Source organism: Mesorhizobium sp. P2_D5 (assembly GCF_056404355.1).
On sequence record NZ_JBFUEE010000005.1, the window covers coordinates 370327 to 395932 of the forward strand.

Annotated in this window: 30 protein-coding genes and 1 tRNA gene; 16 read left to right on the forward strand and 15 right to left on the reverse strand. The window is 63.0% G+C overall.

All coding sequences use genetic code 11. The features are described 5' to 3' along the window. Positions 1 to 14: 14 nt before the first annotated feature. The 3 genes from AC1DYW_RS23160 to AC1DYW_RS23170 all read left to right on the forward strand — a co-directional run bounded on the left by AC1DYW_RS23160 (position 15) and on the right by AC1DYW_RS23170 (position 2410). Positions 15 to 1025, forward strand: coding sequence for an NAD(P)H-quinone oxidoreductase (locus AC1DYW_RS23160; protein WP_477227738.1), 1011 nt, complete (start codon positions 15 to 17; stop codon positions 1023 to 1025). 204 nt (positions 1026 to 1229) lie between these two features. Then, a complete protein-coding gene (locus AC1DYW_RS23165; protein WP_095089369.1) occupies positions 1230 to 1370 on the forward strand; it encodes a DUF1127 domain-containing protein in 141 nt (46 codons plus the stop codon). 347 nt (positions 1371 to 1717) lie between these two features. Next, complete coding sequence (locus AC1DYW_RS23170; RefSeq protein WP_095089368.1) at positions 1718 to 2410, forward strand: DUF1013 domain-containing protein; 693 nt, start codon at positions 1718 to 1720, stop codon at positions 2408 to 2410. 104 nt (positions 2411 to 2514) lie between these two features. Here the strand turns inward: AC1DYW_RS23170 and AC1DYW_RS23175 are convergent, their stop codons facing one another. The 4 genes from AC1DYW_RS23175 to AC1DYW_RS23190 all read right to left on the reverse strand — a co-directional run bounded on the left by AC1DYW_RS23175 (position 2515) and on the right by AC1DYW_RS23190 (position 4715). Further along, positions 2515 to 3234, reverse strand: coding sequence for a helix-turn-helix transcriptional regulator (locus AC1DYW_RS23175; protein ID WP_091578656.1), 720 nt, complete (start codon positions 3232 to 3234; stop codon positions 2515 to 2517). Between the two features lie 70 nt (positions 3235 to 3304). Then, on the reverse strand, positions 3305 to 3715 hold the full coding sequence (locus tag AC1DYW_RS23180; RefSeq protein ID WP_457150464.1) for a hypothetical protein: 411 nt from the start codon (positions 3713 to 3715) through the stop codon (positions 3305 to 3307). Positions 3716 to 3873: 158 nt separating this feature from the next. Beyond that, positions 3874 to 4464 (reverse strand): DJ-1/PfpI family protein, encoded by a 591-nt coding sequence (locus AC1DYW_RS23185; protein WP_477227739.1) that lies wholly within the window; start codon positions 4462 to 4464, stop codon positions 3874 to 3876. A gap of 83 nt (positions 4465 to 4547) precedes the next feature. Beyond that, positions 4548 to 4715, reverse strand: coding sequence for a hypothetical protein (locus AC1DYW_RS23190; RefSeq protein ID WP_457150466.1), 168 nt, complete (start codon positions 4713 to 4715; stop codon positions 4548 to 4550). A gap of 310 nt (positions 4716 to 5025) precedes the next feature. Between AC1DYW_RS23190 and AC1DYW_RS23195 the strand changes: the two genes are divergently transcribed. Beyond that, entirely contained in the window at positions 5026 to 5973 is a 948-nt protein-coding gene (locus AC1DYW_RS23195) for a ring-cleaving dioxygenase (RefSeq protein WP_457150467.1), read from the forward strand. 114 nt (positions 5974 to 6087) lie between these two features. Beyond that, the gene (locus AC1DYW_RS23200; RefSeq protein ID WP_082525434.1) at positions 6088 to 6249 is read left to right on the forward strand and encodes a hypothetical protein; all 162 of its coding nucleotides are present in this window, start codon (positions 6088 to 6090) and stop codon (positions 6247 to 6249) included. Between the two features lie 28 nt (positions 6250 to 6277). Here the strand turns inward: AC1DYW_RS23200 and AC1DYW_RS23205 are convergent, their stop codons facing one another. The 7 genes from AC1DYW_RS23205 to tkt all read right to left on the reverse strand — a co-directional run bounded on the left by AC1DYW_RS23205 (position 6278) and on the right by tkt (position 15893). Beyond that, positions 6278 to 6994 carry an SGNH/GDSL hydrolase family protein gene (locus AC1DYW_RS23205; protein WP_457150468.1) on the reverse strand — a complete coding sequence of 239 codons (717 nt, stop codon included), beginning with the start codon at positions 6992 to 6994 and terminating at the stop codon, positions 6278 to 6280. A 9-nt stretch (positions 6995 to 7003) separates the two neighbouring features. Further along, positions 7004 to 7789, reverse strand: coding sequence for a DUF899 domain-containing protein (locus tag AC1DYW_RS23210; RefSeq protein WP_457150469.1), 786 nt, complete (start codon positions 7787 to 7789; stop codon positions 7004 to 7006). Positions 7790 to 8020: 231 nt separating this feature from the next. Further along, a complete protein-coding gene (locus tag AC1DYW_RS23215; protein WP_477227740.1) occupies positions 8021 to 9046 on the reverse strand; it encodes a class I fructose-bisphosphate aldolase in 1026 nt (341 codons plus the stop codon). A 186-nt stretch (positions 9047 to 9232) separates the two neighbouring features. Continuing rightward, positions 9233 to 10429, reverse strand: coding sequence for a phosphoglycerate kinase (locus AC1DYW_RS23220; protein ID WP_457150471.1), 1197 nt, complete (start codon positions 10427 to 10429; stop codon positions 9233 to 9235). 143 nt (positions 10430 to 10572) lie between these two features. Beyond that, positions 10573 to 12462 carry a potassium/proton antiporter gene (locus AC1DYW_RS23225; RefSeq protein ID WP_457150472.1) on the reverse strand — a complete coding sequence of 630 codons (1890 nt, stop codon included), beginning with the start codon at positions 12460 to 12462 and terminating at the stop codon, positions 10573 to 10575. 217 nt (positions 12463 to 12679) lie between these two features. After that, a complete protein-coding gene (gap, locus tag AC1DYW_RS23230) occupies positions 12680 to 13690 on the reverse strand; it encodes a type I glyceraldehyde-3-phosphate dehydrogenase (RefSeq protein WP_095089351.1) in 1011 nt (336 codons plus the stop codon). A gap of 211 nt (positions 13691 to 13901) precedes the next feature. Beyond that, a complete protein-coding gene (gene tkt / locus AC1DYW_RS23235) occupies positions 13902 to 15893 on the reverse strand; it encodes a transketolase (RefSeq protein WP_457154880.1) in 1992 nt (663 codons plus the stop codon). Between the two features lie 262 nt (positions 15894 to 16155). On the opposite strand from tkt, the gene AC1DYW_RS23240 reads away from it, so the two are divergent. From AC1DYW_RS23240 to AC1DYW_RS23255, 4 genes are all read left to right on the forward strand, one after another. After that, a complete protein-coding gene (locus AC1DYW_RS23240; protein WP_457154879.1) occupies positions 16156 to 16428 on the forward strand; it encodes a DUF4164 domain-containing protein in 273 nt (90 codons plus the stop codon). An 18-nt stretch (positions 16429 to 16446) separates the two neighbouring features. Further along, the gene (locus AC1DYW_RS23245) at positions 16447 to 16812 is read left to right on the forward strand and encodes a cell division protein ZapA (RefSeq protein WP_095089345.1); all 366 of its coding nucleotides are present in this window, start codon (positions 16447 to 16449) and stop codon (positions 16810 to 16812) included. 233 nt (positions 16813 to 17045) lie between these two features. After that, a complete protein-coding gene (locus AC1DYW_RS23250) occupies positions 17046 to 17705 on the forward strand; it encodes a peroxiredoxin (RefSeq protein ID WP_477227741.1) in 660 nt (219 codons plus the stop codon). 216 nt (positions 17706 to 17921) lie between these two features. Further along, a complete protein-coding gene (locus AC1DYW_RS23255) occupies positions 17922 to 18821 on the forward strand; it encodes an MBL fold metallo-hydrolase (protein ID WP_457153493.1) in 900 nt (299 codons plus the stop codon). A gap of 209 nt (positions 18822 to 19030) precedes the next feature. Here AC1DYW_RS23255 and rpoH read toward each other — a convergent pair whose 3' ends face one another. Together rpoH and AC1DYW_RS23265 are read right to left on the reverse strand one after the other, a co-directional pair. Next, positions 19031 to 19942: an RNA polymerase sigma factor RpoH gene (gene rpoH / locus AC1DYW_RS23260; protein ID WP_095089340.1), complete on the reverse strand. Its 912-nt coding sequence runs from the start codon at positions 19940 to 19942 to the stop codon at positions 19031 to 19033. 211 nt (positions 19943 to 20153) lie between these two features. After that, positions 20154 to 21209, reverse strand: a complete 1056-nt coding sequence (locus AC1DYW_RS23265; RefSeq protein ID WP_477227742.1) for an RluA family pseudouridine synthase — start codon at positions 21207 to 21209, stop codon at positions 20154 to 20156. 26 nt (positions 21210 to 21235) lie between these two features. Here AC1DYW_RS23265 and AC1DYW_RS23270 point away from each other — a divergent pair, with 26 nt between their 5' ends. From AC1DYW_RS23270 to AC1DYW_RS23295, 6 genes are all read left to right on the forward strand, one after another. Continuing rightward, positions 21236 to 21619 (forward strand): fimbrial protein, encoded by a 384-nt coding sequence (locus tag AC1DYW_RS23270; RefSeq protein ID WP_477227743.1) that lies wholly within the window; start codon positions 21236 to 21238, stop codon positions 21617 to 21619. Continuing rightward, positions 21616 to 22023: a VOC family protein gene (locus AC1DYW_RS23275; RefSeq protein WP_477227744.1), complete on the forward strand. Its 408-nt coding sequence runs from the start codon at positions 21616 to 21618 to the stop codon at positions 22021 to 22023. Before AC1DYW_RS23270 ends, AC1DYW_RS23275 begins: the two co-directional genes overlap by 4 nt. An 89-nt stretch (positions 22024 to 22112) precedes the next feature. Further along, positions 22113 to 22187: transfer RNA gene (locus AC1DYW_RS23280), tRNA-Glu, on the forward strand. A gap of 170 nt (positions 22188 to 22357) precedes the next feature. Further along, on the forward strand, positions 22358 to 22939 hold the full coding sequence (locus AC1DYW_RS23285; protein WP_477227745.1) for a VOC family protein: 582 nt from the start codon (positions 22358 to 22360) through the stop codon (positions 22937 to 22939). 21 nt (positions 22940 to 22960) lie between these two features. Then, on the forward strand, positions 22961 to 23794 hold the full coding sequence (locus AC1DYW_RS23290; RefSeq protein ID WP_477227746.1) for a glutathione S-transferase family protein: 834 nt from the start codon (positions 22961 to 22963) through the stop codon (positions 23792 to 23794). A 340-nt stretch (positions 23795 to 24134) separates the two neighbouring features. Next, positions 24135 to 24503: a hypothetical protein gene (locus AC1DYW_RS23295; RefSeq protein ID WP_457153492.1), complete on the forward strand. Its 369-nt coding sequence runs from the start codon at positions 24135 to 24137 to the stop codon at positions 24501 to 24503. A gap of 64 nt (positions 24504 to 24567) precedes the next feature. On the opposite strand, the gene AC1DYW_RS23300 is transcribed toward AC1DYW_RS23295, so the two are convergent. Beyond that, complete coding sequence (locus AC1DYW_RS23300; protein WP_111544419.1) at positions 24568 to 24783, reverse strand: hypothetical protein; 216 nt, start codon at positions 24781 to 24783, stop codon at positions 24568 to 24570. Positions 24784 to 24934: 151 nt separating this feature from the next. On the opposite strand from AC1DYW_RS23300, the gene AC1DYW_RS23305 reads away from it, so the two are divergent. Next, positions 24935 to 25171: a hypothetical protein gene (locus AC1DYW_RS23305; protein WP_095089328.1), complete on the forward strand. Its 237-nt coding sequence runs from the start codon at positions 24935 to 24937 to the stop codon at positions 25169 to 25171. Between the two features lie 37 nt (positions 25172 to 25208). On the opposite strand, the gene AC1DYW_RS23310 is transcribed toward AC1DYW_RS23305, so the two are convergent. Next, a complete protein-coding gene (locus tag AC1DYW_RS23310) occupies positions 25209 to 25559 on the reverse strand; it encodes a hypothetical protein (RefSeq protein ID WP_477227747.1) in 351 nt (116 codons plus the stop codon). Between the last annotated feature and the right edge of the window lie 47 nt (positions 25560 to 25606).

Below are 25606 nucleotides of genomic sequence, written 5' to 3' on the forward strand. Positions count from 1 at the left end.
AGACGGGAAATCACATGGCGAGCGGACAGAAAATTCCGGCAAGAATGACGGCCATCGCGATCTCGGTGCCGGGCGGCCCCCGGGTGCTGAAACCCGAAACGCGCGACGTGCCGCAGCCGGGCCCCGGCGAGATCCTGATCAAGGTGCACGCCGCCGGCGTGAACCGGCCCGACATCCAGCAGCGCAAGGGCGCCTACCCGCCGCCGGCCGGCGCGTCCGACCTGCCCGGCCTCGAGGTGTCGGGCGAAGTGGCCGCCCTTGGCGATGACATATCGCGCTGGCGCATCGGCGACCGCGTCTGCGCGCTCACACCCGGCGGAGGCTATGCCGAATATGTCAAGGTTCACGCCGGCAGTGTGCTGCCGCTGCCGGCCGGCTTTACCCACACCGAAGCCGCGGCGGTGCCGGAGAACTACTTCACCGTCTGGCACAATGCGTTCGAGCGCGGCGGCCTGAAGAGCGGCGAGACACTGCTCGTCCATGGCGGCTCGTCCGGCATCGGCACCACGGCGATCCAGCTTGGCTCGGCTTTCGGCGCTAATGTCATCACCACCGCCGGCAGCAAGGAGAAGTGCGACGCCTGCCTGAAGCTCGGCGCCGACCGGGCGATCAACTATCGCGAGGAGGATTTCGTCGCTGCGGTCAAGGAGGCGACCGCTGGCAAAGGCGCCAATGTCATCCTCGACATGGTCGGCGGTGACTATGTGGCGCGCAACTACGAGGCCGCGGCGATTGAGGGTCGCATTGTGCAGATTGCCGTGCAGGGCGGCGCCGTGGCGAGCGCCGACTTCTCGAAGATCATGGTCAAGCGGCTGACCCATACGGGGTCGACGCTGAGGCCGCGCACCGTTGAATTCAAGGCGGCGATCGCGGCAGCGCTGGAGGCGCAGGTGTGGCCGTTGCTCGGCACGCGCAAGGTCGCTCCCGTGATGGACATGATCTTCCCGCTCAGCGAGGCCTGGCGGGCGCATGAGCGGATGGAGGAGGGCGAGCACATCGGCAAGATCGTGCTCGACGTCGGCTAGGCCGCATCGAGTTTCAGCTGCTGCGGGACTGACCTGAATCTCGACACATCCTGATCGTGCGCCTCGCTGCCTACAAGATGAACAGAGGCTTAATGGTGCAATGCAGCATTTGCATCATTGCTATGCAAAAACGGCCGTTCAAGTCCTGATCGATGATGACTATTTGAGCATCACCGAAACGAACAACCCATTTGGAGGACTACCATGAACCCGATCCGCGCTTTCCGTAACTGGCGTAGGTACACCGAGACTGTGCGCGAACTGAACAGTCTCAACGCACGTCAGCTCAACGATCTCGGCATCAACCGCGCCGACATCGAAAAGATCGCCCGCAAGGCCATCTAAAGCCGAGCACGGTCCGCGCAGGCGGACGGTGCCGTAGAAGCCAGAGCCGCATCAGACGGATCCCGTCGCGGTTCCGAGCCCGCTGGACCCAGTCCGGCGGGTTTTGTCGTTCTGGGGGTCGGACGACCAGAGCCGGTCGACCGCGGCCTCCGTCGGCAAAGCCAGTTTGTCGCTGCTCAAGAGCGCGGAGCCGTTCCAGTGGTCGCGGGCCACGGTTTCTGGCCGATGACATCCAAAAACATTGCGAAGCGGCGACGGAGCGGCTATACAGGCCGCGAATTTCCCATTTTGGTGGCTCTAAACCACCGCCCGCGCGGGAACGCGGGCGAACGAGAAGGATTTTTAGAATGGCCAATACGCTGCTGATGCCCAAGGCGACTGCCGTCTGGCTGGTCGACAACACCGCGCTTTCTTTCGAGCAGATCGCGCAGTTCTGTGGGCTGCATCCGCTCGAGGTCAAGGCGATCGCCGACGGCGAATCGGCGCAAGGCATCAAGGGCATGGATCCGATCATGACCGGCCAGTTGACCCGCGACGAGATTGCGCGCGCCGAAAAGGATCCGAACCAGCGCCTGAAGCTTTCGGACCCCAAGGTGCGGGTGCCGGAATCCAAGCGCAAGGGTCCGCGCTACACGCCTCTGTCTAAGCGCCAGGACCGGCCGAATGCCATTCTGTGGCTGGTGCGCAACCATCCCGAACTGAAAGATGCGCAGATCTCCCGCCTCGTCGGCACCACCAAGTCGACGATCGAGCAGATCCGCGAGCGCAAGCACTGGAACTCGGCCAATCTGCAGCCGATGGACCCGGTGACGCTGGGTCTCGCCTCGCAGATCGACCTCGACATGGAAGTCAACCGCGCTTCGCGTGGCCGCGAACAGGCGCAGCCGGTCGGCGACACGCTTTTGCCAGCGGCCTTGACCGAGCGGCTGGTGCCGGCTCCGGAGAAGCCGAAGGACGAGGACGCCGAGCTCGACGCCAACGCCGTTTTCGCCAAGCTCTCGGCCCTGAAGTCGAAGAACACGGACAACGACGACGAGTGATATTTCCGACACCCAACAAAAAGCCCGCTTCGAGCGGGCTTTTTTTGTGCGGTCCGGCAGTTCCTTTTTACTTTGACGCCGTTCACCCATTTCCTGGAGTTGCTCTAGGTCCGCGCAGCACGGTCCGGCGCCATGCCGTAATCCTCGCTGCGCTCCACTGCCCGATAGAAGTCGGCAAGCTGCTTGCCTCGCTCCGGCTTGAAGATGCGGCCGGCGATGACCACCGAAGCGATGCGATCGATGCGGAAGGCGCGAAAGTCGTCACGCATCTCGCACCAGGCGACCAGCGTCCACACCTTGCCCCAGAACCACAGGCCGAGCGGACGGATATCGCGTGCGGTGCCGCGGCCGGCCTCGTCGCTATAGTCGATGGTCAGAACCTGGCGCTTTTCGACCGCGCGCTCGATCAGGTCGATCGCTTCGCGGGCGGCGTCGCTGACCACCCACATCGGCGTGTGGATCTCGGTGCGGGCGATGCGGTCCTTCTCGGCATCCGGCAGCACCGCACCGATCTTGACCAGCGCCTCGTCGGCAGCGCGCGCCATGGCGGCGCCGCCAAAGGCGCGCACCATGCGGGCGCCGGCAACCAGCGCGACGATCTCGTCACGCGTGAACATCAGCGGCGGAAGGTCGAAACCCTCCCTCATCATGTAGCCAACCCCGGCCTCGCCGTCGATAGGCACTCCGGTCGACTGCAGGTCGGCGATATCGCGGTAGATGGTTCGCTCGGAAACCTCGAGCCATGTGCCGAGCTTCTGGGCGGTGACCAGACGGCCACCGCGCAGATGCTGCACGATCTGGAAGAGCCTGTCGGCGCGGCGCATCGTTTGGTCCCTCGGCGTTGTTTCTATGCATGCCGCCCAAAACCGCAGAACAGTTTTGGGGCGGCATGCATCATGGTTTCAGCCCTTCGCGCTTGCGCTGCGCGGCGACGAATGCCGCGCCGAAGGACAGTTTTCTCGTGGTCGGCGTGTTCGAGTCGAGCACGCGCCAGAACGGCGCAATATCGCTCAGTGTCATGCCGCGCTCGAGATCCTCGTTGGCGGCCTCGGCAACAGTGCGCAGATGATAGCCGATGGTGACCGGGCATGTCACTTCGGCGCCGTGCTCGATGGCAAGCGCCGTGCGCAGGGCGCGGACATCCATCTCCACGCCTTCCGGGATCGAGCGGATGAAATCATCGACCTGGCGTGCAGTCGGCACCAGCATCGGCTGGCCCTCGATGACATCGGCCATCGTGCGCGGCGTCGGCTTCACGCCGTTGATACCGGGCGTATTCAGCCTGTCGTTCCAGCTCTTCACCATTCCGCGAGGCCCTTCCCGTAGAAGGCTCCTGTCCTGTCCATGTCAGTGACGGGAATCTGGAACCAGGCCGAAGCTTTTGCAGCAATGGAAGCCATGCGTTTCTCCCGAAGTGAGTTTGCTCGCGACACCTATTGCACGTCTATCCTGACAGCATACTGTCAGGAGGCTTCAGCATACTCCTTGGCGAACAGCGTCCGCATCTGCGCGAGATCGCTGCTTCTTTCCGGATAGAGCGTCTTCAGAAAGGCGAGCGCGAATGTGCCCGGCGCCGAGCCCGGCGCGGAAACCACAGCGCCGTCGGCAACGGCATGCGGCACGTCCTGATAGTTGCCGTTGCCGGGATAGCCGGCTTCATGACTGTTGATCCAATCGCGGCCATTGCTGGTGTGCCTGGCCTTCTCGAACAGGCCGGCTCGGGCCAGCGCCAACGTGCCGGCGCAGACACCGCCAACGACGCCGCCGCGCGACGCAACAGCGGTGAGCAGGTCTGCCGCATCCGGTGGCGCCTTGCCTGTCCACTGGTCGGAGCCGATGACGACGATGGCGTCGAGATCGGCATTCTCCCCAGCTTCAGCAGAGCGATCTGGTGTCAACTGAAAACCGCTGATCCCGGTCACTGGCTTGCCACCGGGCGTCAGCGATACGGCGCGCGCACCGAACCATTCGACCGCCGAGGCCGCCAGCAGCCCATATTCCCAGTCGGCAAAGCCGTCGATGAAAAGAAAGCCGATCTGCTTCTGTTTGGGCATGAGCTCGCTCCTCCCTTGCGCGCCGGACTTATTATCTGGGCCTTGGGGCGCCCACATCCAACCGCTGTGTCGAAAAATTCGTCTCAATTGCCGCGGTAGCGACGTTCGGCATACATGTCCGGCCAGCCGATATCCTTGCGAATGTCCGCCGGCAGCGAGTTCATGAACCGCTGGGTGCGGATCTCGTTGCGCATCGTCCGTATCTTGCCGACATAGTGCTGCACGCCGCGCAGAAGGGTGGAACCGTTCATAGCTAGTCTCCTCTCTTTAACTGGAGGCAGTATCGCATACCCCTCCTGACAGCAGTCTGTCAGGAGGGTGGCAGGGCGCGGACGATAGTTGTGATCGCAGTGTACCCCGAGAGAAGACATCGTTTTCGCTGCATCAAGTCGAGGCCATGCAGCACGCTTGCCGGTCGGGATTGTTCACCGAGCGAATATCGATCGAGGGTCCATTGTTCAATCCTGAGCGACGGACTGTCAGGATACGCGGTCTTCAGCGACGTGGCCGAAGTTCTGATATGGAGGGAGAAAATTATTCCCCAAAAACAGGGAGACGACCATGAGCCTGCAACTGACAGGAATCCACCATCTGACGGCAATCACCGCCAATGCGCCTGGAAATCTTCATTTCTACACAAAGGTGCTGGGCTTGCGGCTGGTCAAGAAGACGGTGAACCAGGACGACACCTCGGCTTACCACCTCTTCTATGCCGACGGCGAAGCGACACCGGGCACCGATCTTACCTTCTTCGACTGGCCGGTTGGCCAGGAGCGGCGCGGCACCCATAGCATCGTGCGGACCAGCCTCAGGGTCGGCAGGCAGGAAAGCCTTGCCTGGTGGAAGCAGCACCTGACCAGCGAAAACATCGCGACGAGTGAGATCGCCGACATCGGCGGCTACCCCAGCCTGGATTTTGAGGATCCCGAGGGCCAGCGTCTGCGCCTCATCAGCGATGACGGCGAGGGCGACAGCCACCCCTGGGCGCACAGCCCGGTGCCGGCTGAGCATCAGATTCGCGGGCTCGGGCCGATCGTCATCAGCGTTCCCGACATCACCAACACCGAGGCGATGGTGACGCAAGTGATGAACATGCGCAAGGCCCGCGACTATGCCTCGCCGGAAGGTCAGGTTCACGTCTTCGAAATGGGCAAGGGCGGACCGGCGGCGGAGCTTCATGTCCTTGTGCAGCCTGGACTGGCGCCGGCAAGGCAAGGCGCCGGTGCGGTCCATCACGTCGCCTTCAGGGCGCCGGACCAGGAGACGCTGCATCAATGGACGGCGCGGCTGGCCGAATTCCGACTGCCGTCGAGCGGCGAGGTCGAGCGCTATTACTTCCGTTCGCTCTATTTCCGCGAGCCGAACGGCATCCTGTTCGAGATCGCCACCGATGGGCCGGGGTTCACCGCCGACGAGCCGCTGGAGACGCTGGGTGAAAAGCTGGCCTTGCCGCCGTTCCTCGAACCGAAGCGCGCCTCGATCGAGGCCGGCCTCAAGCCGCTGAAGTAGATCGTTCCTCAGTCAAGGCGGGCGCCGCGTTCCGGCTCGGGATCGCGGCGCCCATTCTTCTCGGGCAACGACGACGTGCTTTGACAGCCGGCCGTGTTGCTGGTCAAAGGCGGCATGTCGAAACTCCTCGCGCTCGTCATTGTTGGCATCATGGTCATCCAGCTGATCAAGCCGCTCGGCTGGCCGGGGCTGAAACGGCGCAGCGACTTCTGGAAGCTGGCGCTGCTGGCGATGGCGGCGATTTCCATAACAGCCGTGCTCGGACACTGGACATAAGCCTGCGCCAACCAAGCCCGGCTCCAGTTCAGCTGGCAAGTACCAGGCCGGCGAGATGCTCAGCCCATGCCCGGTAGCCGGCTTCCGAGGCGTGAAAACCGTCGGAGGCAAAACCCTCTTCAGGATTTGTGATCGGCAGGCGCGGCGCCGGCACCGCGCCGCGTTCCAGGCAAAGGCGTTCGCCCATCCGGTTCATCTCCGCGGCACGGATCTCCAGGATCTTGCCGAGCAGCGACGGCATGGCCGGTGCCCGCGTGAACTCCAGCACCGGAGACCACACCACGCGCGCTTCCGGCCATTTGGCGCGCAGCGCATAGAGCAGGCCGCCGAACTCCTTCTTGAAGCGCGGCACCGAGTGAAAATTCTTGGTGTCGTTGGTGCCGATGGCGAGCACGATATGTGTCCACGGATCGGCCGACAGATTGGGCAGGACATGGTCGCGGATCTGGCCCGACGTTGCCGAATTGAAGCCGGCCGCCCGCCAGCGCACGGCGCGGCCGGTGTCCTGCGCAATCAGCACGGCGAGTTGCGCGGCAAGCCCGTTCTCCGAATTGCCGATGCCAACCGAAGCGGCCGAGGAATCCCCCAGCACCAGAAGCGAGATTGGCGGCGCCTTGCCCTGGATATCGTGCATGACCGGACCCTGCGCCGGCAGCATGCGCGTGGTACGGCGGCGCACGCCGAGGCCTTGCCAGACATAGACCGGGTAGGCGAGCCAGGTGAGAAGGGCGAGAGGGCGCTGCATGCGCACCCTTTAGCGCATGTTGCGCCCGAGGTGAACGACCGGCTCGCCGACACGCTGATCGCAACAGGTTTCCTGCACTCCAGACCGGTCGCCATATTCATCGTGCAGCCGCACCCAGTCCATCAGGCCATGATAGGGGCCGGTCTCGTTGCGGCCCTTCGGCGTCATGTCGAGATAATCATATGTGCCGATCAGCGCTTCGCCCCCGCGGGCGCGCGACATGAACGTGAGAAAGATGTCGCCGTTCTCGTCTCGGTAGAAAACGCTGGTGCCGGGAAGTTCCTTCGACGTCCGGGGAATTGTCTCGAAATTGTAAGTGGTGTCGCCAGCCGCGATCTGCTTGTCGGTGAAGGAGACCTGCATGTCGAAGTTGAAATCCGAGGCATAGGACGACACCCAGTCGAACTTCCAGCCCATGCGCTGCTTGTAGGGCAGCAATTCGGCCAGCGGCGCCCGCGAGATCACGACCAGCGACACGTCGTGATGCCTGAGATGCTGGTTGGCCCCGTCGATATGGTCGGCAAGGAACGAGCAACCCTCGCAATGATGGTTGCACCCCGGCCCGAACATGAAGTGGTAGACGATCAACTGGCTGTTGCCGGCAAACAAGTCCGCCAGTTTCTTCGGCCCTTGCCCGGTCTCGAAGACATAGTCCTTGCGGATCTTCAGCCAGGGCAGTTCACGCCGTTCGGCGGCGATGCGCTCGCGAAGCTTGGTGAGTTGTTTCTCGCGCGCCAGATGCGCCTTGTGCGCCTGAAACCAGTCTTCGCGCGAAACGACCTTGTTGCGGTTCATGAACCTCTCCCTGTCTGTCATCCCAAGGACGTTCGGGACGGGCGAAAACCGACATCGCCGGTTGTTTGTTTTTGAGCATGATCTTGCGAAACCGGATTCCAGTTTCGGGATCACGCTCCAGCGCCGGAGAGGAAGTAGGGATGCAGGCGAGCCGTCCCAAGCCCAGGCAAGCCACAAACAAAAACCCGGGCGCAGCGGCCCGGGTTCGAAGGAAGACGGAAAAAGCCCCGATCAGGCGGCCTGCTCCAGGCTCGCCTTCCATTTCCCAAGTGCGGCCAGATGGTTCATGTGGGCACGGTGGGTGAAGGCGGCCTGGCCGGCGGCGACGTTCGAGGCCTTGCCGCTCCACGCTTTCTGCGGTGCGGCCTGCAGGGCGCGGCCATAGGAGAAGGTCAGCTTCCACGGGTGCGGCCCGATGGCGTTGATGGCGTTGAGGTTGGCGGTCGCTTCCTCGTCCTCCTGGCCGCCGGAGAGGAAGGCGATGCCAGGCACCGCTGCCGGCACAGTCTCGCGGAACAGTTTTATCGTCATTTCCGCGACTTCTTCCGGGCTGCTCACCTTGCCCGATTTCCTGCCGGCCAGCACCATGTTGGGCTTCAGGATCGTGCCTTCGAGCACGACGCGTGCCGCATGGAGCTCGTCATAGAGCTTGATCAGCGTCGCCTTCGAAATCGCGTAGCAGGTGTCGATGTCGTGGGCGCCGTCCATCAGCACTTCCGGCTCCACGATCGGCACGATGCCGGCTTCCTGGCAAAGTGCTGCATAGCGGGCGAGCGCATGGGCGTTCGAGCTGATCGAATTGGCCGAAGGCACGCCCTTGCCGGTGTCGATGTCGATCACCGCGCGCCATTTGGCGAAGCGGGCGCCGAGCTTGTAGTAGTCGGCAAGGCGCTCACGCAGGCCCTCGAGGCCCTCGGTGACGGTGTCGCCGGGGAAACCGGCCAGAGGCTTGGCGCCGGCATCGACCTTGATGCCGGGGATGGCGCCGGCCGCCTTGATGATATCGACCAGCGGCGTGCCGTCGGCGGCCTTCTGGCGGATCGTCTCGTCGTAGAGGATGACGCCGGAAATATACCGGGTCATCGCCTCCCTGGCGCGGAACATCATCTCGCGGTAGTCGCGACGGCTGTCGGCGGTCGATTCGACGCCGATGACGTCGAAGCGCTTCTTTATGGTGCCGGAACTTTCGTCGGCGGCCAGCAGGCCCTTGCCATCGGCCACGATCGCGGCGGCAATGTCTTCGAGACGTTCGCTCATTCTGCTTCTCCTGAAACGGTTGTCTTCCGCGCTTAACGGAAGTCTACCGCCAAAGGAATGGCATCGGAAAGCTCGAATCGATTGAAAGTCTCGAGAGCCCTTGCCCGCTCTCTTTGTGTTGATCGAGGCGTTCGGTTTAGCCGCATTTCCGCGGCGCCAGGCGTTTCCGCCTAGCTGAAGAATGCTCTAGTGCTTCAGCACGTCGACGCCGGGCAGCGGCTTGCCTTCCATCCATTCCAGGAAAGCGCCGCCGGCGGTCGAGACATAGGTGAAGTCGTCGGCGACGCCGGCATGGTTGAGTGCCGCCACCGTGTCGCCACCGCCGGCGACCGAGACCAGCTTGCCGGCCTTGGTGCGCGCCGCCGCGTGCTTCGCTGCCGCCACCGTCGCATGGTCGAAGGGCGCGATCTCGAAAGCGCCGAGCGGGCCATTCCAGACCAGCGTTGCGGCGCGGTCGATCCATTCGCCAATGGTCGTTACGGTTTTGGCGCCGACATCGAGGATCATGCCGTCGGCCGGCACCTCCGAGATGGCGACGGTCTCGCAGGCCGCACCGGCCTTGAATTCCTTCGCGACGACGCCGTCGACCGGCAGGATGATGGCGCAGCCGGCCTCGGCCGCTTCGATCATGATCTGCTTGGCAGTGCTGGCGAGATCATGCTCGCACAGCGATTTGCCGACATCGGTGCCGCGCGCGGCAAGGAACGTGTTGGCCATGCCGCCGCCGATGACCAGCGCGTCGACCTTCTTCACCAGATTCATCAACAGGTCGATCTTGGTCGAGACCTTGGCACCGCCGACAATGGCAACCACCGGACGGACCGGATTTCCCAGACCCCTCTCCAGCGCCTCGAGCTCAGCCTGCATGGTGCGGCCGGCGAAGGCCGGCAACAGACGCGCCAGCCCCTCGGTCGAGGCGTGGGCGCGGTGCGCCGCGGAAAAGGCGTCGTTGACGAAGATGTCGCCGCAGGCGGCGAGCCTTTCGGTGAAGGCCGGATCGTTTTTCTCCTCGGCCTTGTAGAAGCGGGTGTTTTCGAGCAGCAGCACGTCGCCCTTGTCCATGGCGGCGATGGCGCTTCCCGCCGTGTCACCGACGCAATCGCTGGCGAAGCCAACGGGCCGGCCAAGCACATCGGCTGTCGCCCTGGCGATCGGCTCCAGCGAGAATTCGGGCGAGGGGCCATCCTTGGGCCGACCGAAATGGGCGAGCAGGATAACCTTGGCGCCCTTGGCGGACAGCTCCGCGATGGTCGGCGCGATGCGTTCGATGCGGGTGGCGTCGGTGACCTTGCCGTCGGCGACAGGCACGTTGAGGTCGACGCGCACCAGCACGCGCTTGCCGCTGATGTTGCCGATGTCGTCGAGAGTCTTGAAGGCGGCCATGCAGGTTCCTTTCGCAAAAAATCGGGGGACCATACCCCGCGCCAACGATGATGCAAGGCTTAGGCTGGGTTCGATACGAAATTTTGAAGCCGGTACCAGGGCCGTGCCGGCAGCGGGTGAGGGGCAGCGCAGCGATCGCCGTGTCAGCTCTCGGTCGCAGCCTTCTCCGCTGCCGGTTCCGGCGCCGGCTTCTCGCCCGCCCGCGCCTCGGCCAATTGCGTCTCGGTCGGTTTGCGCCAGTTGCGGATAAAGGCAGAGAGCCGGTCGCCGATTTCGCCGGCGCTCAGGAAAACCGGCACCCGCGCCACCGGTGCGGTCGGCTCGAAGGAAAGGCCGAGGCCCATGATCTTGCCCTTATCGTCGACGTCGCGGACGATCAGCTCGATCGGACCGAGCAGTACACGGTCGGCATATTCGGCATGGCCGCCGAGCCGCCCAGTGACCAGCGCGCCGACGGTGAGCTTTTGCTCCGCTTCAGTCAGACCGGGCGCATAGGCGGCCTCCAGTTCGGCGGCGGAGCGCGCGGGGTCCACGGCGAAGGCGCCGAAGAAATCCGCATCCTCGGGATCGACCACCGCGCGGCTGGCGAACAGCTTGTCGAGCAGGCGAGGATAGCGATCCGGCACGAAAATATAGACCTGGTCGCCGGCGGCGAGCCTGCCCATGTCCTGGAAGCGCATCGAGCGCCCGTCGCGCAGCACCAGCGAGGGCCGCGCCCAGCGCGGAATGCGCTCGCCGCGCGCCACCGGACTGCCGTGTGCCACGCGATAGGCAAGAAGCTCGTGATGGGCCGAGCCCGGCAATTCCAGCTCGACCTTGTCTAGTGGGCCGAGCCGCGCCGGCACGATTAGGCCGAGACGGCGCGCCAGCGGCCCGACGGTCCAGCCCTGGATGACCAGTGAGACCAGCACGATGATGAAGGCGGTGTTGAAGATGATACGGCCGTTTTCCAACCCGCCGAGCAGCGGGGTGATGGCGAGCAGGATCGACACCGCGCCACGCAGGCCGACCCAGGAGACGAAGGCGACTTCGGGACGCGGCAATCGGAACGGGATCAGGCAGAGCCAGACCGCGATCGGGCGGGCGACAAACATCAGGAACAGGCCGAGCGCTATCGCCGGCACCATGATCGCGGGAAATTGCGATGGCGTCGCGAACAGGCCGAGGATCAGGAACATGATGATCTGCGCCAGCCATGACATACCGTCCTGGAAGCGCTTGAGGATGGTGACGGCGCGGATGTCGGAATTGCCGGCGATCAAGCCCGCGAGATAAACCGCCAGGAAGCCCGAGCCGCCGATGGCACCGGCGGCGGCAAAGATCATCAGCGACAAGGTCAGCACGAAGATCGGCAGCAAGCCGTGATCGAGATTGAGCCGGTCGACGAGGCGCACGATGGCGAGGCCGCCAAGCGCGCCGACGACGGCGCCGAGGCCCATGTTGATGAGGAAGCCTAGGGCCAGGCTGGTGACCAGCACATTGGCCTCGGGGTTGGCGTGAGCGGCGATGATCTCGACCAGCGTGATGGTCAGGAAGATGGCGATCGGGTCGTTGGTGCCGGATTCCACCTCGAGCGTGGAGCGCACGCGCTCGCGCAGATTGATTTCGCCGGCGCGCAGCAGGAAGAACACCGCCGCGGCATCGGTGGAGGCGACGGCGGCGCCGAGCAGGAACGATTCGAGCCAGGTGAGGTCGAGCAGGTAGTGGGCGGCGGCGCCAAACAGGCCGGTGGTGAGAAGGACGCCGAAGGTCGCCAGCGACAGCGCCGGTCCCGCCGCCTGCCGCAAGGCGTTGAGCGGCGTGCCGAAACCGGAATCGAACAGGATGACGGCCAAAGCCAGTGAGCCGGCAAAATATGCGATGCGGGCGTTGTCGAACTCGATGCCGAGGCCATCGGTGCCGGTGGCCAATCCGATGCAGAGAAACAGAAGCAGAAGCGGGGCGCCGAAGCGGAAGGCGATCAGGCTCGAAAACGCGGCGGCGACGACAAGTGCTGTGCCGACCAGCGTGACGAGATAGATCGCATGCTCCATCCTGAAATCAGCCCCTCAAATTCGTCTGTCTCCTGGTTTATGGCAGAGTGGGGCGAAGACGTGACCAGTGCAAGGCGGCGGGGTGGTTTTTTGCCCTATGCCCCTGATTTTCGAACGCTTTGGCGCTCGGGGCACGATTTGAGAAGGCGCCCGGCGCTCGCATGAAAAACGCCCGGACAAAGCCGGGCGTTCCAGGTCTCGAAGGAAGGCGTCGCGATCAGGCGATGGTCTTGCTGAAGGCGACCGCCGTGTCGGCCATGCGGTTGGAGAAGCCCCATTCATTGTCGTACCAGGACAGCACCGAAACGAAGTTGCCGTCCATGACCTTGGTCTGGTCGAGCGCCATGATCGAGGAGCGCGGATCGTGGTTGAAGTCGATCGAGACGTTCGGGTGATGGGTGACGCCGAGAATGCCCTTCAGCTTGCCGTTGGACGCGGCGATGACCGCATCGTTGATCTCCTGGACGGTGGTCGGCCGCTTGGCGATGAACTTGAAATCGACGACCGAGACGTTCGGGGTCGGCACGCGGATCGAGATGCCGTCGAGCTTGCCCTTGAGGTCGGGCAAGACGAGGCCGATTGCCTTGGCGGCACCGGTCGAGGTCGGGATCTGCGACAAAGCGGCGGCGCGGGCGCGGTAGAGATCCTTGTGCATGGTGTCCAGCGTTGGCTGGTCGCCGGTATAGGAATGGATCGTCGTCATCATGCCCTTTTCGATGCCGACCGTCTCGTGCAGCACGGCGGCCAGCGGCGCCAGGCAGTTGGTGGTGCACGACGCGTTCGAGATGACGATGTGGTCCTTGGTCAGCTTGTCGTGGTTGATGCCGTAGACGACGGTGAGGTCGGCGCCTTCGGCCGGCGCCGAGACCAGCACGCGCTTGGCGCCGGCGGTCAGGTGCGCAGCGGCCTTGTCACGGGCGGTGAAGATGCCGGTGCATTCGAGCGCGATGTCGACGCCGAGTTCCTTCCACGGCAGTTGCGTCGGATCCTTGATCGCGGTGACCTTGAACTTTTCCTTGCCGACGGTGATCTGGTCGCCGGAGACCGAAACCTCGTGCGGGAAGCGGCCATGCACGCTGTCGAAGCGCAGGAGATGGGCATTGGTCTCGACCGGGCCGAGATCGTTGACGGCGACGACGTCGATGTCCTTGCGGCCTGATTCATGGATGGCGCGCAGGATGTTGCGGCCGATGCGGCCGAATCCGTTGATGGCAACTCTGACGGTCATTTTTCTCTCCCGGGGAGCTGGAGGGCAGACGATGGGTCCGCAGCTTCATAGCGGCGGAAGCGGAAAGAATCCAGCCGCAGCGACATGGATTTAAATCGATTAGGTTGGGCCAGTCCGGCGAAATCGCTTTGTGCGGTTTCGCCGGGGCATTTTTTGCTTCAGCCTGTCGTTGTCCAAAACCGCGATACGCTTTTGGGCGACATGCAAGACCTTACTTGCCGTGCAAGCGGGCTTCCGCTGCCTTGGCGGCAGCATCGGCGGTGATGCCGAAATGCGGATAGAGCTGTTCGATGGTGCCGCTGGCGCCGAAGCCGGTCATGCCGATGAAGATGCCGTCGGAGCCGATGAGATGATCCCAGCCCTGGCGGATGCCGGCTTCGATCGCCATCTTGATTGGCGCGTTGCCGATCGTCTTCTTGCGGTAGTCGTCGCTCTGCTTGTCGAACAATTCGAAGCAAGGCATCGACACGACGCGGGTCGGATGACCATGCTTCTCCAGCAACTCGCGGGCGGCAAGCGCAATCTCGACCTCGGAGCCGCTGGCGAAGATCGTCACCGCGGCCTCCCCGCTGGCTGCGGCCAGTTCGTAGCCGCCCTGGCTACTCAGGTTCTTGGCCGAGAATTCGGTGCGCACCGTCGGCAGGTTCTGGCGGGTCAGCGCCAAAGTCGAAGGCGTCTTTTCCGACTCGAGAGCGATCTGCCAGCATTCGGCGGTTTCCACCGCATCGGCCGGACGGAAGACATTGTGGTTGGGAATGGCGCGCAGTGCCGCCAGATGCTCGACCGGCTGGTGGGTCGGGCCGTCTTCGCCCAGACCGATGGAATCATGGGTCATGACGAAGATCGAACGGATGCCCATCAGCGAGGCCAGCCGCATCGACGGACGGGCATAATCGGAGAAGCACATGAAGGTGCCGCCATAGGCGATGAGGCCGCCATGCAGCGTCAGTCCATTGAGTGCGGCGGCCATGCCATGCTCGCGGATGCCATAGTGGACGTAGCGCTGGCCATAATCGTCCGGCGTGATGTTCTTGGTCTGGCTGGTCTTGGTGTTGTTGGAGCCGGTCAGGTCGGCGGAGCCACCGATGGTCTCGGGCACGGCGCCGTTGATGACCTCCAGCGCCATTTCCGACGATTTGCGGGTGGCGACCTTCGGCTTGTCGACAGAGAGCGTCTTCTTGTAGTCGGCAATGACGGCGTCGAAGTTGGACGGCAGCTTGCCGGCGATGCGGCGCTCGAACTCAGCCTTCAGCTTCGCTTCGGCCTTGGCGAGGCGGCCTTCCCAGTCGGTGCGCGCGTTGACGCCGGCCTTGCCGGCGGTGCGCCATGCGTCGAGGATGTCGGCCGGAATCTCGAAGGGCGGCGAATCCCAGTTGAAGAACTTCCGCGCGCCGGCAATCTCGTCGGCGCCGAGCGGCGAGCCGTGTGCCTTGTTGGTGCCGGCCTTGGTCGGCGCGCCGAAGCCGATGGTCGTCTTGCAGGCGATCATCGTCGGCTTGTCGGAATGGCGGGCGGCTTCGATGGCATAGGCGATCGCTTCCGGATCCGTGCCGTCGATGTGGCTGGCGTTCCAGCCGGATGCTTGGAAGCGGGCAACCTGGTCGGTGTTGTCGGCGAGCGACACCGGGCCATCGATCGAGATGTTGTTGTTGTCCCAGAAGACGATCAGCTTGTTGAGCTTGAGGTGCCCGGCAAGCGCGATGGCCTCCTGGCTGACGCCTTCCATCAGGCAGCCGTCGCCGGCCAGCACATAGGTGTAGTGATTGATGAGGTCGTTGCCGAAGGCGGCGTTCATGATGCGCTCGCCGAGCGCGAAGCCGACCGAATTGGCGAGACCCTGGCCGAGCGGGCCGGTCGTCGTCTCGATGCCGGTGGCGTGACCATATTCAGGGTGGCCGGCGGTCTTCGAGCCCAACTGGCGGAAATGCTTGATCTGGTCGATGGTCATGTCTTCATAGCCGGTCAGATGCAGCAGCGAATAGAGCAGCATCGAGCCGTGACCGGCCGACAGGATGAAGCGGTCGCGATCGGGCCAGTGCGGGGCCTTGGGATCATATTTCAGGAAGCGTGTGAACAGCACCGTGGCGATGTCGGCGCAGCCCATGGGCAGGCCGGGATGGCCGGACTGAGCCTTCTCGACGGCGTCCATGGAGAGAAAACGGATCGCATTGGCCATCCGGTCATGTTGTTCACGCGACGTCATGGTTCCTCCAGAAATGGGGGTTTGAGGGCTGGGGAGAGCCCTGGAAAAGGGTGCGCGACACATAGCAGGCGCGGGCTTTTAGTCAACAAATCGGTGCGTATTTGCCGGTCTTATGATGCCGATGGCGGGCCTACATTAGCGTTAGCAGGGGACAGTCGCGAGAGCTTTGTTGACGTTGCCTTCACCCGGTGCCTAATGTTTCGCGGATAACGCGTTCTGAACGCGAACGATTCGGTGATGGGCAGGGCACAGGACGAAGGCCATGACCGGGGAAACCACGCTCAAGGAAGTCATCTCCAGGCTGAGTAAGGCCATCGAGGGGCTGGAAAATGCCGTCGCGGCCAAGCTCGAGCATGAACGCGATTACTCGGAAGCCGAGGCCGAGGTACAGCGGATGAATGCCGACAGATCCCGGTTGGCGCAAGAACTCGACAATTCCGAAGCGCGCGCCGAAAGGCTGGAAGACGCCAACAAGGAAGTGTCGCGACGGCTGGTGACCGCCATGGAAACCATCCGCGCTGTGTTGGACAGATAGGGCTGGACAGGTAGGCTCATGGCACAGGTCACGGTTTCCATCGACGGCAAGCAGTATCGGATGGCCTGCGACGAAGGCCAGGAAGAGCATCTGATCGATCTTGCCGAACGCTTCGACCGCTATGTCTTGCATCTGAAGGACTCATTTGGCGAGATCGGCGACCAGCGGCTGACCGTCATGGCCGGCATCATGGTGATGGACGAGCTCTCGGAGTTGCAGAAGCGCGTCAAGGGCATGGAAAGTGAAGTGCTGACCTTGCGCAAGACGCGCGACGATGCGCTGACCAAGGCCGACAAGAACGACAGTGTGCTGACCAACGCGCTTGGTGCACTGGCGCAGCGTATGGAAGATCTGACGGAGACGCTGGCGGTCAACAAGGCCTGAGGCGCACGGAGCCTTCCTGCCCACACGTGGCTCGTGGCTCGCATGCGCTGGCGTTGCCGTCTGCAGCACAAAAATGTTCGTTCTGCCGCCGACAAGAGTTTCATATTATCTCGCGGCCGCGATTTTTGCGCTAAGATGCAGCAATGCCGGAGCGTGGGGACGCCTTGATGGCGGCATGGTTTGCCGCCCGTAGCCCTCTCTGCTGGCAGAATTTGTTTCAGGGGAGATGTGCCATGAGCCTTCGTATCAACGACATCGCGCCGGACTTCACCGCCGAGACCACGCAAGGGACGATCAAGTTCCATGAATGGATCGGTGACGGCTGGGCGATCCTGTTCAGCCACCCGAAGAATTTCACCCCGGTCTGCACGACCGAGCTTGGCACGATGGCCGGGCTGGAGGGCGAGTTCAAGAAACGCAATGTCAAGATCATCGGCATTTCGGTCGATCCGGTCGAAAGCCACGGCAAATGGCAGGACGACATCAAGACGGCGACCGGCCACTCGGTGAACTATCCGCTGATCGGCGACAGGGACCTCAAGGTCGCCAAGCTCTACGACATGCTGCCGGGCGGCGCCGGCGAGACGTCGGAGGGTCGCACGCCCGCCGACAACGCCACGGTGCGCTCGGTCTATGTCATCGGGCCGGACAAGAAGATCAAGCTGGTGCTCACCTACCCAATGACCACGGGCCGTAACTTCGACGAGATCCTGCGCGCAGTCGATTCCATGCAGCTGACCGCCAAACACCAGGTAGCGACGCCGGCGAACTGGAAGCAGGGGGAGGATGTCATCATCACCGCCGCCGTCTCCAATGAGGATGCAATCAAGCGTTTCGGCGCCTACGAGACCATCCTGCCCTATCTCAGGAAGACCAAGCAGCCATCCGCCTGAGCGCTTCGGAACGGTTTTTGGCTTTCTCGCCGCAGCGGGCGAAATGATACTTGACTGGGTCGCGCGAGGGGGCAACCATGCTCTCCTTGGGTGCCGGTAGAGAAAATCATTCCTGCCGACCAAAGCGCGTCGTTTCTGAACGGATTGAGACGGCGTGCCGAGGTCTGAGTTGTTATGCATGTCGTTCTCCCAAAGCCGGGGCCACTTTTGGGCGACATGCATCAAGGGTTGGGGGAGCTGAAATTGGACCTAGCTTTGGCCAGGCCGCAGGTCAGCGGCTTCTATGATAAGTCGACCGGGGCCATCCAGTATGTCGTCGCCGACCCGGCGACGAAACGATGCGCCATCATCGATCCGATCCTCGACTTCGACGAGAGGTCCGGCGCCACGGCGACGAAGAGCGCCGATGCTCTGCTCGACTTCGTCAGCGAGCAGGGGCTGGGCGTCGAGTGGATCCTCGATACCCATCCGCATGCCGATCATTTCTCGTCGGCGCACTATCTGAAGCAGAAGACCGGCGCGCCCACGGCGATCGGCGAGAGGATCGTCGACGTCCAGAAACTGTGGAAGGCGATCTACAACTGGCCGAATTTTCCCGCCGACGGTTCGCAATGGGACAGGCTGTTCGGAGGAGGCGAAACCTTCCGGATCGGCACCCTTCCAGTCACCGTGCTGTTCTCCCCCGGGCACACGCTGGCCTCGATCACCTATGTGATCGGCGATGCCGCCTTCGTCCACGATACGCTGTTCGTGCCCGACAGCGGCACCGCGAGGGCGGACTTTCCCGGCGGCAGTGCAGCGCGGTTGTGGCACTCGATCCAGGACATCCTGGCATTGCCGGACGAGACGCGCGTTTTCGTCGGCCATGACTATCAGCCCGGCGGACGAGAGCCGTTGTGGGAAAGCACGGTCGCGATGCAGAAGGCCAGCAATACCCACCTCGTTGCCGCGCGCACCGAGGCTGATTTCGTTGCCCTGCGCGAAACCCGCGACAGGACACTGCCGATGCCGAGGCTGATCCTGCATGCGCTGCAGGTCAACATGAATGGCGGACGGTTGCCGGACCCGGAAGCCAATGGCCGGCGGTATCTGAAATTTCCGCTGGACTCGCTTTGACCTGACGGCGCCAGAGCGGTTCACCGTTTCACGGAAACGCCGAACCGCTCTATCTCTTTGTTTTGACGCAGTTCCCAAAGGGAAAGCGCTATGCGCTTTTCCCGGGAAAACCGTTTCACACTTTTCCTGGAATTGCTCTAGACAGCGCTACAAAAAAGGCGGCGTCAGTTTCCTGACGCCGCCTTTGTATTTTTGTTGCCGAGCTGGCCTTAAGCCGCCGGCTGCGCCTCGATGGTGCGCAGCGCCTGGGTCTGGCGCTTGGCGGCGGCCTTGACCGCGTCCTGCACCTTCTCGAAGGCGCGCACCTCGATCTGGCGCACGCGCTCGCGGCTGATGTCGAACTCGGCCGACAGCTCTTCCAGGGTCAGCGGCTCCTCGGCGAGGCGACGAGCCTCGAAGATGCGCCGCTCGCGCTCGTTGAGCACGGCAAGAGCGCCCGACAGCATGCCGCGCCGGTTTTCCAGCTCGTCCTGCTCGATCAGCATCTCTTCCTGGCTTTCATGGTCGTCGACCAGCCAGTCCTGCCATTCGCCGGATTCGCCTTCGCTCGCCCGGATCGGGGCGTTGAGCGAGGCGTCGCCCGACAGGCGGCGGTTCATCGACACCACTTCGGCTTCGGAAACGTTCAGCCTTGTGGCGATCTCGGCGATCTGGTCGGGCTTGAGGTCGCCGTCATCCAGCGCCTGGATCTTGCCCTTCACCTTGCGCAGGTTGAAGAACAGGCGCTTCTGGTTGGCGGTCGTGCCCATCTTGACCAGGCTCCACGAGCGCAGGATGTACTCCTGGATCGAGGCCTTGATCCACCACATGGCATAAGTCGCGAGGCGGAAGCCGCGCTCCGGTTCGAATTTCTTGACGGCCTGCATCAGGCCGACATTGCCTTCCGAGATCACCTCGCCGATCGGCAGGCCGTAGCCGCGATAGCCCATGGCGATCTTGGCGACGAGCCGGAGGTGGCTGGTGACGAGCTTGTGCGCGGCCGTGGTGTCCTCATGCTCGGCATAACGCTTTGCGAGCATGTACTCTTCCTGCGGCTGCAGCATGGGAAAGCGGCGGATTTCTTCCAGGTAGCGGCTGAGGCCGCCTTCGCCGGAAACAATACTGGGTAGTGACTGGGCCATGATAGCGCCCCCTCTCTATTGGAGTGATGCCCCCGAAACGCGGCGGGCATGTGACGCGAGCACCAAAAGGCTCGCCCGCGACATCAGATATATACAGGAACAAAACCAGAAAAGACAGGCGTTTGTTCAACACGAAACAGTGTGTCACGCTGAAGTGAACAATGCCAGTCAGGTTTTTTGATGGCTAGCTTGAAGCTTGTTGGTGACCGGTTCAGAGCTTGCGGAAACCGCCGACGAGTTCCTCCATGTCCCTCGGTATCGGCGCCTCGAAACTCATCGTTAAATGGGTAGTCGGGTGGCGAAATGCAAGCAGCCAGGCATGCAAAGCCTGCCGGGAAAATGCCTTGACCTGGCTTTTCAGCGGTTCAGGCAGCCGGTTGGCCTTGGTGCGGAAGGCCTGGCCATAGTCGGGGTCGCCAATCACCGGATGGCCGATATGCGCCATGTGGACGCGGATCTGGTGGGTGCGGCCGGTCTCGAGCCGGCATTCGACCAGGCTGGCCGTGGCGAATTCCTGCTGATCGACGCCGAAGCGCTCTCGCACGGTAAAGTGGGTGACGGCATGGCGAGCGTCGTCGCGTCCTTCCGGCACCACGGCGCGGCGCACGCGGTCGGCGGCGCGGCCGAGCGGCGCGTCGACCGTGCCCGTCGGCCGCTGCGGTATGCCCCAGACCAAAGCCAGATAGGCGCGTTCGAGATCGCCGGTCAGGCCGTGATCGGCGAAGGCTTCGGACAGCGACTTGTGGGCGCGATCGGTCTTGGCGACCACCATGACGCCGCTGGTCTCCTTGTCGAGGCGGTGGACGATGCCCGGACGGCGCACGCCGCCGATGCCGGAAAGGCTGTCGCCGCAATGATGGATCAGCGCGTTGACCAGCGTGCCGGTCCAATTGCCGGCGCCGGGATGCACGACAAGGCCAGCCGGCTTGTTGATGACGATCAATTCGTCGTCCTCATAGAGCACATCGAGCGCGATGTTCTCGCCCTGTGGCTCCGCTGGTTCCGGCTCCGGCATGGCGACCGAGACGCTTTCGCCCGGCGTCATCTTGCGTTTGGTCTCGTCGACCGGCTTGCCGTCAATCGAAACCGCGCCCTGCCTGATCAGCATCTGCACGCGGCTGCGCGACATGTCCGGGCCGAGGCTCGCAGCCAGCCATTGGTCGAGGCGCTGACCGGCCGCATCCGCGCGCGCCACCAGCACGGTGGGCGCCGCCGCTATGAATTGGTCCTCTATCAATTCAGGGGCCTCTTCGCTATGAGCGCTCATTGAAAAACCGTTCCGGACTATTTGCCATGGCCAGCCCAATTGCCGAGGAAGATCAGGAGAAACCGCTCGACCCCGAGGTCGAAAAGGTGCGCAGGAAACTCGTCCGCTTCGTCGGGATCAATCTCGGCCTGCTGTTCCTTGCCCTTATGGTGGTGATCGGCGCCCTTGTCTACAAAGCGCGCAACGCGCCGCCGGCGAACCCGCCGCTGGCCGGCGACATCCAGATGCCGGCCGGCGAGCCAGTCAGCGGCGACATCGTGCTGCCGGTCGGGGCCAAGGTGGTCAGCCAGTCGCTGTCCGGCAACCGCGTGTCCATAGACACCGAGCTTGCCGACGGCAGCCGCACGATCTTCGTCTACGACATGACAGAGCGCCGTGTGATCGGCCGCTTTGCAATCCGCAACAAATGACCGGGTTCGCCGAATATCGTCGCATCGCGACCGTCGCCCTGGTCGTCGCCAACTATGACGAGGCGATTGCCTGGTATGTCGAGCGGCTGGGCTTCCTCCTCGTCGAGGATGTCGATCTCGGCGGCGGCAAGCGCTGGGTCACGGTGGCGCCGGCCGACGGGCACGGCGCGAAGCTGTTGCTGGCCGAGGCTTCCGACGAGGCACAAAAGAAAAGCATCGGTAACCAGGCCGGTGGCCGTGTCTTCCTGTTCCTCGAAACCGACGACTTTGCCCGCGACCATGCGGCGATGCTGGAGAAGGGCGTCGAATTTCGCGAGACACCGCGCTTCGAGCCCTATGGCACGGTGGCGGTTTTCGCCGATCTGCATGGCAATCTCTGGGATCTGATCGAGCCGAAACGGTAGGCCTGTGGCCGGTTTTTCCGCGATGCGGTAAAGCGGCGAAGCCCAGTTGCTTTTTCCCAGCCGTGAGCCTATATCGCCGGTTCTTGAACGCGCCCATCGTCTAGCGGTCAGGACACCGCCCTCTCACGGCGGGAACAGGGGTTCGATTCCCCTTGGGCGTACCATTCTCTCCATCAATCATCCGATCTCTCTGCTCTCGTCGCTTCTGGCGCGGCGGGGCCGATTGCATTAGCATTGCGGCGTGGATCCTAAGGCACGGCTCAAGCGGCGCGCAGAACGCTGGGTGCAGGGCAGGTCCAGACTGGCAGTTGATGCCACGCGGGGAGGAAGGCCAATGCAGAAACTGCAATCGCAGGGCGTGCATCACATCACGCTGGTCGGCGCCGGGCGCCAGACCTCGATCGATTTTTGGGAAGGCGTGCTCGGCATGCCGTTCATTTTCGAGCAGCCCAACCTCGACAAGGCAAAAGAGAGCCACCTCTATTTCGATCCGGGCGACGGCCGGCTGATCACCATCTTCACCGATGAGAGCCGCACGCCGGAGAAGCGACGCACGCCGACGGATCCGGGTTGCGTCCACCACATCGCCTTTTCGGTGTCGCGCGTCACCTTCCTGCAGGCGGTTGGCCGGCTCGACGAGCGCGGCATCAAGCACAGCGGCGTCAAGGATCGCGGCTTCATGGATTCGATCTATTTCGAGGATCCGCTCGGCCTGCTGATCGAACTTGCCTCCTACCGCTTCGAGCCGCCAGCGGGGTTCACCCATGCCGACGTGCTGATGGAAGCGCACAGGCTGCGTGTCGGGCGCGGCGACTACAACATTGCGGAAGTGCATCTCGCCGATGCGATCCAGGCGCTCGTCGAGCGTTCCCGCGCAACCTTGTCGGACGACCGGGCACCGAAGAACCCATACTGAACAAGCCAGAGGGAGGAACAAATGGCCAAGACAGCTACGAAGAGCGCGAAAAAACCGGCGGCCAAGGTGGCCGCAAAACCGGCGGCGAAAGCGGCGGCAAAACCAGCGGCGAAGGCTGCTGCCAAGCCCGCCGCGAAGGCCAAGGCGAAGCCGGCTAAGAAACCTGCAGTGAAGCTGAGCATGCTGAAGCCCAGCGTTAACAACATGACCGTGCGGGTGTTCGCGCGCGCGGCCGGGCTGGGCGCCGACGAGACCGATGCCTGGGGCCACACCCGCTCGCCCGAATTCACGGCGCGAAACCCCTCGCATTTGACGCCAATGATCGAGGACAAGGGCCTTCCCAGGGGCGTGTTGTGGGAAAGCTGCGCCATCATGCAGTATCTGGCGAACAAGCACGGGCTGGAGAAATTCTATCCCAAGGCGCCGGCCAAGCGGGCGATGATCGACAGTGCCATGTTCTATCTGGTCGGTACGCTCTACCCCTATGTGGCGCGCGCCACCTATCCGTTCCTTGGCTTCCCGCAATATGCCGGCGAGGTCGGCCATAGCGACGCGCACCCCGACAAGAAGTCCGAAGCCCAGAAGGCCGCGATGGCCGCGATTGCCGAGCCGCTGGAGGTCTTCCACAGTTTCTTCAGGGACGGCAAGCCATTCATCGGCGGCAAGAACCCGTCGATCGCCGACATCCGCCTGGCGGCGACGCTCGAGTTCCTGGCGGTCGTCGATTATCCTCTGCCCAAATGGGCCAAGGAGTATATGGCGGCGATCGAGAAGAAGCTCGGCAAGGCGTACGCCGAGCCTGCCGGCGACGTGCGCGGCTACATCGCCTATGTGAGATCGCAAGCCAAGGCCTGAGGTTAAAGGGGGCCAGGTTAAGGATTCGTTAACCAAAGCCCTGTCTACTACCGATAATTCACCCCGCGACCACGGATGTACTGGCGCCGAGGTGGGAAGGAAAGGTCGGCGCAATGCCGGCCTTTTTGCTTTCGCTCACTGTCGATGTGACGTCCTATCTTCTTGTTTTAACGCAATTCCAGACGGAAAACCCGTTTCACACCTTTCATGGAATTGCTCCGGTGTTGCATTTTCGGCGTCAACTTTTTGCCCAGAGATATTGTCATTGCCGGCGTTGGCCTTACCATCCATTTCGGCAGTCGGCATGGACTGCCGGTCAGGAGTGAGACGAGGGCTGGCGATGAAAAGCGTTGCGAGGCAGGCTGTGGTTGCGGGGATGATGCTGGCAGGCGCCGTTCATCCTTCAAATGCCGCTGAACTCAACACCATGAGCGATGTCGGGGCTGCGATCCAGGCATGCTGGACGCCGCCGGCGGATGCCGGAACTGCCAGCGTTACCTTGAGCTTCAGCTTCAAGCGGGACGGCACGCTGATCGGCCCCCCGAGGCCGACAGCCATCCATGTGAACGGCGACGCCAAGGCGAAAAAATCATTTGTCGACGCGGCGACGACGGCCTTGCAGAATTGCCTGCCCCTGACCTTCTCGTCGAAGCTGGCGCAAGGGGTCGCCGGCAACGTGTTCACGTTACAATTCACGTCTCCCAAGTAAAGGCGACAGGGAAGCCGGAACCGCCTTGCCACGGCGGTGCGCTCAGCTCTTGGGGTATGCTGGTTCAGTGGTGACTGCGCCTCGCCTCGGCATGCCGGGCAAGGTCAGGCGTCTCGAAGACATAATCGTTCCAGGCCGATTCCGGAATCTGGCCGGCCAGATAACATTCCAGCAACAGGCTTTGCTCGGCATTGAGGGGCCTTGGTGCACGCTCGTGATCCAGCCCCAGCGAGTGAAACAGGTTCCTTGTCAGGTCCGAAACCGTGAAGTGGATCGACATCTGCGTTCTCCTCTCTCCTGGCCATTCAACGCTGAAGCCCAGGCAAAGGTTTCAAGCTCAAACACAAATAAAGGATGGTCTGGAACACAAGGACAGTTGGAACAGAGGGACGCTCACGGCGTTGTGATCGACATCAGCCAGGAGAAACGCCATGGCAACGTTCAGGGAAATGAGGGTGCTGGAGATCGTCGAAGACGGCTCCCTGACCACCGAACAGAAAATCGCTGAACTGCGCGAGATCGAATCCGAGGCTCGTGGGCTGCAGCGGGCTGCGTCGGAGAGCCCGATGGGCGACGATGATGGCTGGCAGGACGATTTGCGTCAGGTACGTCTCGCACTCGACAAGCTCGGTGCGAGAGAACCCAAAAAGGGCGCTGCCTCGCTCTGAACGCAGAGCTTGATGACAGGCATTTGCCAATCGATCGCTATTCGCAGACCATGCGAGCTCTCTTGCCGGGCTCGGTGACGTTTCTGCACGTCAGCAGCTTCGCCGGTTCAGACGCGGAGGCCGGTGCGGTCGAGACCCTCGTCCGGTGCCGTCTTGGCGGGGCATGGGTCACCACCCTGCGCTCGGAAAGTCGCTGCGGCGGCTGCGGCGCCACCGGAAAGGCGCCGTCTTCAACCTGCTCGTATTCGACACGCGGTGGCGGCCGATCCCAGAAACGCCTGACATCGAGCGGCCTCGGGATGACCACGGTGCCATCATAGGTGCGCGAGCAGCCGCTGCCGAAAAGCAGCATCAGCCCCATGAAGCAAGGCGAGATCCGTCCAACCATCCGCAATATCCCTTGAAGCTTATATAGCGGCTTCGATCCTGCCGGCA